This window comes from Ruminococcus sp. D54t1_190329_F1 (assembly GCF_015551645.1).
GTDB classification, from domain to species: domain Bacteria; phylum Bacillota; class Clostridia; order Lachnospirales; family Lachnospiraceae; genus Blautia_A; species Blautia_A faecis.
Window position 1 is genome coordinate 1 of sequence record NZ_JADNDC010000073.1, and the last position, 6,167, is coordinate 6,167.

Annotated in this window: 7 protein-coding genes; all 7 read right to left on the minus strand. The window is 33.7% G+C overall.

Features of this window, described 5'->3' with window-relative positions:
- Window positions 1–17 precede the first annotated feature (17 nt).
- The 7 genes from I2D69_RS19260 to I2D69_RS19290 all read right to left on the minus strand — a co-directional run bounded on the left by I2D69_RS19260 (window position 18) and on the right by I2D69_RS19290 (window position 6,013).
- The gene (locus tag I2D69_RS19260) at window positions 18–221 is read right to left on the minus strand and encodes an excisionase (protein ID WP_002322728.1); all 204 of its coding nucleotides are present in this window, start codon (window positions 219–221) and stop codon (window positions 18–20) included.
- A 373-nt stretch (window positions 222–594) separates the two neighbouring features.
- On the minus strand, window positions 595–849 hold the full coding sequence (locus tag I2D69_RS19265) for a helix-turn-helix domain-containing protein (protein WP_002322727.1): 255 nt from the start codon (window positions 847–849) through the stop codon (window positions 595–597).
- 3 nt (window positions 850–852) lie between these two features.
- On the minus strand, window positions 853–1,272 hold the full coding sequence (locus tag I2D69_RS19270) for a sigma-70 family RNA polymerase sigma factor (protein ID WP_003061815.1): 420 nt from the start codon (window positions 1,270–1,272) through the stop codon (window positions 853–855).
- Between the two features lie 294 nt (window positions 1,273–1,566).
- Complete coding sequence (locus I2D69_RS19275; RefSeq protein WP_007286197.1) at window positions 1,567–2,571, minus strand: sensor histidine kinase; 1,005 nt, start codon at window positions 2,569–2,571, stop codon at window positions 1,567–1,569.
- Window positions 2,568–3,227 (minus strand): DNA-binding response regulator, encoded by a 660-nt coding sequence (locus I2D69_RS19280; protein ID WP_015517518.1) that lies wholly within the window; start codon window positions 3,225–3,227, stop codon window positions 2,568–2,570. The genes I2D69_RS19275 and I2D69_RS19280 overlap by 4 nt, the downstream gene beginning before the upstream one ends.
- Window positions 3,228–3,285: 58 nt before the next feature.
- Window positions 3,286–5,253, minus strand: coding sequence for an ABC transporter permease (locus I2D69_RS19285; protein ID WP_195257311.1), 1,968 nt, complete (start codon window positions 5,251–5,253; stop codon window positions 3,286–3,288).
- Window positions 5,243–6,013: an ABC transporter ATP-binding protein gene (locus I2D69_RS19290; protein ID WP_003061398.1), complete on the minus strand. Its 771-nt coding sequence runs from the start codon at window positions 6,011–6,013 to the stop codon at window positions 5,243–5,245. Before I2D69_RS19290 ends, I2D69_RS19285 begins: the two co-directional genes overlap by 11 nt.
- Window positions 6,014–6,167 lie beyond the last annotated feature (154 nt).

Here is a 6,167-nt window from a genome sequence, read left to right on the forward strand (position 1 = left end):
TCTACGGCTCAATGACATTAGATTTCGTCCAATGTATCTATGATTTTTTCAAATTGTTTTCGCTTAATCTGAATACGGTTGCCGTTCACGATAACCCAGCCAGCGTCAAGATTTTCTTCGGCTAATTTACGCAATTTCTTTTCGCCAATGCGGAAGTATTTGGACGCTTCTTCAACCGTCAGCGTATATTTTTCCCAAATAGGCACATCAGTATTGTTCATAATCTATGCACCCCCCTTTACTGTGTGTCGTTTTTTACAAGCAGGCAGACGGCTTTGGAAAGCTCCATTAGTATCTCAACTATTCCCATTCTTGTGGGCAGAACCGCACCATGCGGACGTATCATTATTCTGTGAGGATAGGTCGTGGCAAAACAACTTTTCCAACAGTCGCTCTCGGATCACTGCGTGGGTCGCTCGCTTTCTTTTGAAAAGGTCGTGGCGTACAGTCCCCGTGGCTCGCCATCTCACAAACGTATCTGTCTGCTTTATTCAGTTGTCAAAGAGCTGTGGTGAAAGCGTGTTGCTTTCATATAAAAGCAGGTGGCAGAGCAGGAAAGAGGGGGATATTAAATCATGCTCCGCTAAAAACTGCTTATTCTTCTGGTTCTAAGTCCATATCTTCAATATCAAAACCTAAAATCATTTTGATAAGTGCTTCTCTGATACGTCCTTTTAATTCCATATCTACAACGATATAAACATTGCCGTATTCATCATAAAGTGAACGCAAACAGCACTTTGATATGTAAGGGTCATAAAATGCCAGTAATTTTTCAATCGCTTTTTCGTTTCCGTCCATAGCTGATGAAATCAAGTAATAAGACGGTTTCTTAAATAACTGTTTCATTTTCTAATGTTCCTCCTTGAGTATTTTTTTCATAGTTTCCAAAGCGTGATGTCGGTTTCTAAATACACCGCTTTGCGTGATTTTCTGCAAGTTGGCAATTTCACTTTCTGTCATTTCCAAGAAGTAATACATCAACAGAGTATTGCGTTTTCTTTCTGGAAGTTTCTTCAAGGCTTCTGCCAATTCATCATCAAGGACACGAATATCAATGCCACATACTGAAAAGATTGTATAATCTGTTTCGTAGTCGTCCCAAACAGCCATTTTATCAACAAGGACATCTGGCAATTCGCTGAAAGATATTTCTTTATTCTTACGACGGTTTAATTCCTTGTAATAATCTTTCACGACACTACGGACAACTTTCTTTAAACAACTTTCAAAACGACATTGAACTGTTTTCTGGAAGTCAGACGGTTTCATCAATCTCACCTCCTTTCCTTTATGATTTGAAAAGTGTTTATCCCTCTTTCCGCACCATATAAGGACAGCTAGGTGTGATTTAATGACCTCTTTTGAAAAATTTTTTAAATTTTTTCGGGTATGAAAAAAGCCCGCACAAAACATATAGTCTGTACGAGCCTTTAAAGCTAAAACATATTCAATTTTTAATAGTGTGCTATTAGGTGGGATTTGATTGCAAATAATTGTACTTAAAGCTTTCCATAACGCAAGCCCCCTTAAAGCACCGTATCAATGTTGGCATGGTTTTTCAAATTACTCTGAAAAATTATGAACTGTTCCTTTTGGAAATATAATTGTCAGTCTTGTATATTCTTTTTCCGTAGAAGCAATATCCAATTTCAATCCCAACCTATCGCATAATTTTTTAGATAGATACAGTCCCATACCTGTTGCATTTGCCTTGTTTCTGTTAGAACCAGTAAAGCCTTTTTCAAATACACGGGATAAATCAGACGTTTTTATTCCACAGCCATTATCTTCAATTACAAGCAGTATATTTGTTCCGTTGTCTTGACTGTATATCGTCAGTTTGTTTTCCTGCTTGTCAAAATACTTAATCGCATTTTGCACGATTTGAGATAGAATGAATGTCAGCCATTTTTCATCAGTATATACAACATTCTCTATGTCATGGATATTGATAATTACTTTCCTTTCCATAAGTGAATGACGAAATTTCAGAATGACATTATGTATCACTTCGTCTAACTGCAACTGTTTTACAAAATAGTCCTTTTCCGTATTTTCACTCCTTGCATAGTAGAGCATTTGTTCCACCAACTGAAATATCTTGTCTGTTTCTTTTTTTAACGTGTAATTTTTCGTATTATCGAACGTCAAAGACAATGCTCCTATCGGTATTTTAATTTCATGGGCGAAACTTTCCACATATTCTTGATAATCCTGCTTTTCCTCTGTGATTTTACCGATTTCATCATTCATAGATTTGCAGGCTTTTTTTAGTGCGTAGTAATAGGCTTCATTTTGAAATTCTTTTGGCTTTGGTAAAACATCTGCAATATAGTAGGTTTCTTCCAGTCCGTCTACTAAATCAATAATATGTTGCGAAGCCTTACGTTTCTTCCGATACAAACACCATTGAAAAAGCCCTTGTATGCTGATGAACAGAATTACCAGCAATACAACAAATAGCGTATCTACACCGTAGAAAATCAAGAGAAATGCTACTAAGGCAAGAAAGAAAAGCTGAAACAATATCTCTGTTATTTTTTCTTCTAAGAATGTAAAAAAGCTCACAGTTTCCAACCCTTTCCTCGTATATTTTCCAATAAATGAACAATACCGATTTCTTTCATTTTCTTTTTTAGACGGGTCATATTAACTAGTAATACATTTTCGTCTAAATAATATTTGTCGTTCCACAGCTTTTCCAATAGTTCTTCCTTACTGATAACTTTATCTTCGTTCATAAAGAAGTAGTATAAAATACGAAATTCATTTCTTGTCAATTCAATGCTTTTCTCTTGATACTTCAAAATAGATAAATGTAAATCAAGGGTACAATCTTTTTTAACAAGCTCACGGAAATTATTCGGGTTTGATAACTGCAATGCACGCTTGATCTTCTCAAGAAGAATAAGCGTGTCATACGGCTTTGTGATGAAGTCAATCCCACCCACTTGAATACTTTTCAATTCGTCAGCATTTGTATCTCTGCTTGTTACAAAGATAATCGGTACTGGCATGACTTGTTTTATTTTCCTGCATACTTCATAGCCATTCTCATACGGCAGGTTAATATCAAGCAGAACCAGTTCTATGGAATATTGCTTTAATTCATCTGTCAGGTTTCCAAAGTCAATCAATAAAACTGTTTCATATCCTTGTGTGTTCAATAATTTAGAAAGCTCCAAACGAGTGATTTCATCATCTTCGATAATTGCTATTCTCATTTCAACACCCCCTTGATTTACCATTATAATAATTTCACAGCAGGAGAGCTAGAAAAATCTAACTCTCCTCATTGATATTTCGTTTGAAACCGATATACGTTGCTATCCAGTAAATACTATAAATTAGGAAGAAGATAATTAAATTCAAGCCAAAGTACATTAGATAAAGGTGTTTATCTCCCAAAATTTGTTGATACACATTATTCAATGACGACATCATCACAAAAGAACATAATATTGCTGATATTGCAGGGACACAAAATAATATCAATAATTGTTTTCTGATTGTCTTAAATAGCGACTTATCATTTATTCCTAATCTTCGCAAGGTCAAGTAGCGATATTTGTATTTAGTAGAGTCGCTCAATGATTGAACTGCCAAAATTGTTCCTACTGCGGAAATCAAAATAAATGCAATGTACATAAACAGACTGGCTACTATTGCAACCATTGCTTTTTGTTGTTCTATTTCTGCACCTCTTACGTTTACTCTATACGACTCATCATTTATTTCTCCATTTTCATCAACCTTTACTAATTGATGTTGCATATCTTCTTTTATCTTATTTTCTAATTCTGCGTCTGTATCTTCTTTTGTATCTATAATCAAATGATTTTCTGATACTTCAAGTCCTTGAACATATTTATCTGGAAGTACAACAACAAATCTGCCAGTATTAGTTATAGAGTTCCAATAAGACTTAGTGTCATATCCTTTTAATTTCAAATTTTTATTTGCTACTGTTATGGTTTCAATATCTTTGTTATCTTCAACCTTATATGCAAACTTGCTATTTGTAACTATATAGTATTCGTTATCATTTAAAGAACGCAACGGCATCTTTCTTAATTCCAGTAACCTATTATAATCACTTAACTTCAAGACTGGGTCAAAATCATAATATTCTGATTGGAAGAAATTTTGTACCTGATGATTCGGCTCTTTATAAATGTTGTACTCAATGGTATTAACAATCGTATATTCTTCTTCAATTACTCGAATATATTCATCAAATACCTGCTTATCATCAAAGAGTTGTACATCATATGGTGCATTTAAATTCACGCTGATATCATACGAAGCTTTGTTGATACTAGAATAATTCAGAGCCAGCAGTGAAGTTAAAATCAACATAGACAATGTACCAAATGTGAAGCTCATTGTTCTTGCTTTAGAAGCAAATGTTCTTGCTACAAACAGATTATCATTTTGATATTTCATTTTTTTATTCTTTAACAAAACAGTCAAGAACATATCTGCACAAGTTGTAGATATACCATAAATGCTGATAATCAACATGATTACGCTTACCATCAAATAAGTAAGTGTTTCTTGCTTATTAAAATTATCCATAGTACAACGTGAATTCCAGAGAAAAAGAGAAATCGCACCAAGAATAATACTTAAAACAAAAATGACATTTCTTTTTTTACTGTCACGGAACATTTTCTTTTCATTTTGTTTGTCAAAATAAAGAAAATCACGTATCGTCATTTTACTTATTCTTCTTAATAGATTAAGCAAAACCAAAACATAAATAGTTAAAAAATAAATTATCAATAGTCCAATAGAAACGAAATTCAAAGAAATAAAGAGAGTTTTTGGAATACCCAGTAAGTTTACAATTACTAACGACACAAACTGGCTGAATAAAAAGCCAATAGGAATAGCTAATACAAATGCTAAAATTCCCAACAGTATATTTTCAATTACAACTAAGTGGGCAATTTCTTTTTTCTTAATGCCAAGAAGCATATATGTTCCTAATTCTTTACTTCTTTTTTCAAACATAAATTTCGTTGTATAGTTGATCAAAAAGCATATCACAAAAATAATAAGAATATTTACAGCGAACAATGAATTCTTAAATGCATCCATACTGGAACATAACTTTACAATTTCATCAGAATTTGCCACCAAATTAAAAGCAAATATAAGAGAAAAGGATGCAGTAACGGTTATCAGATAAATCAAATAATCTTTAATATTTCTTTTTGTATTTCTATACGCTAACTTACCTAACATTTCCCACTTCACCTCCGAGCAAGGTTAATATATCCAGTATTTCATTGAAGAAATCTTTTCTGCTTTTTTCCCCTCTGAAAATTTCATTGAATATTTTACCGTCTTTCAAGAACAAAATACGTTCACAGAAAGACGCACTAAACGGGTCATGTGTTACCATTAAAATAGTAGCCTGCATTTTCTTGTTGATTTCAGACATTGTTTCCAGTAATAATCTGGAAGCTTTTGAGTCCAAAGCTCCCGTCGGTTCATCAGCTAAAATCAGTTTCGGTTCATTGATTAAGGCTCTAGCACAAGCACAACGCTGTTTTTGTCCGCCAGAAACTTCATAAGGAAATTTCGATAAAATATCACGAATACCCAATTTATCGGCGATAGCATGAACTCTTTTCTCAATATCAGTAGGGTTCTGTTTGTTGATAACCAATGATAAAGAAATGTTTTCTCCAATCGTTAAAGTATCTAAAAGGTTGAAATCTTGAAAAATGAACCCTAAATTTTCACGTCTGAAATCAGCAAAATCTTTATCCTTGATTTTGGTAATATCTTGATTATTGACTGTAATGTGTCCGCTGGTTACAGTATCAATCGTAGAGATACAGTTTAATAGGGTAGTCTTTCCAGAACCACTAGCTCCCATGATTGCGACAAATTCGCCCTTATCTACATACATAGAAATACCGTCTACTGCCTTTGTGATATTTCCAGAGTTACCCCCGTAGTATTTTTTTACTTGCTCTAAATTTAAAATGTGTTCCATTAAAAATCGCTCCTTTCTTCCTGCCACATTTATTTGTTTTGGAATACAATTAAATTATAGCAAGGGCAGTATTCAATTACACTTACAGTTTTGAAAGTAAACAGAGAGTAAAAGAGCCGTGATAATGCAGATCACAATTTTGTGAAGCATTTCC

What these genes read in the sequence shown, in the direction of transcription:
- I2D69_RS19285 (WP_195257311.1), bottom strand. Translation starts at nt 5,253, where the DNA reads ATGTTAGGTAAGTTAGCGTATAGAAATACAAAAAGAAATATTAAAGAT.
- I2D69_RS19260 (WP_002322728.1), bottom strand. Translation starts at nt 221, where the DNA reads ATGAACAATACTGATGTGCCTATTTGGGAAAAATATACGCTGACGGTT.
- I2D69_RS19270 (WP_003061815.1), bottom strand. Translation starts at nt 1,272, where the DNA reads ATGAAACCGTCTGACTTCCAGAAAACAGTTCAATGTCGTTTTGAAAGT.
- I2D69_RS19290 (WP_003061398.1), bottom strand. Translation starts at nt 6,013, where the DNA reads ATGGAACACATTTTAAATTTAGAGCAAGTAAAAAAATACTACGGGGGT.
- I2D69_RS19280 (WP_015517518.1), bottom strand. Translation starts at nt 3,227, where the DNA reads ATGAGAATAGCAATTATCGAAGATGATGAAATCACTCGTTTGGAGCTT.
- I2D69_RS19265 (WP_002322727.1), bottom strand. Translation starts at nt 849, where the DNA reads ATGAAACAGTTATTTAAGAAACCGTCTTATTACTTGATTTCATCAGCT.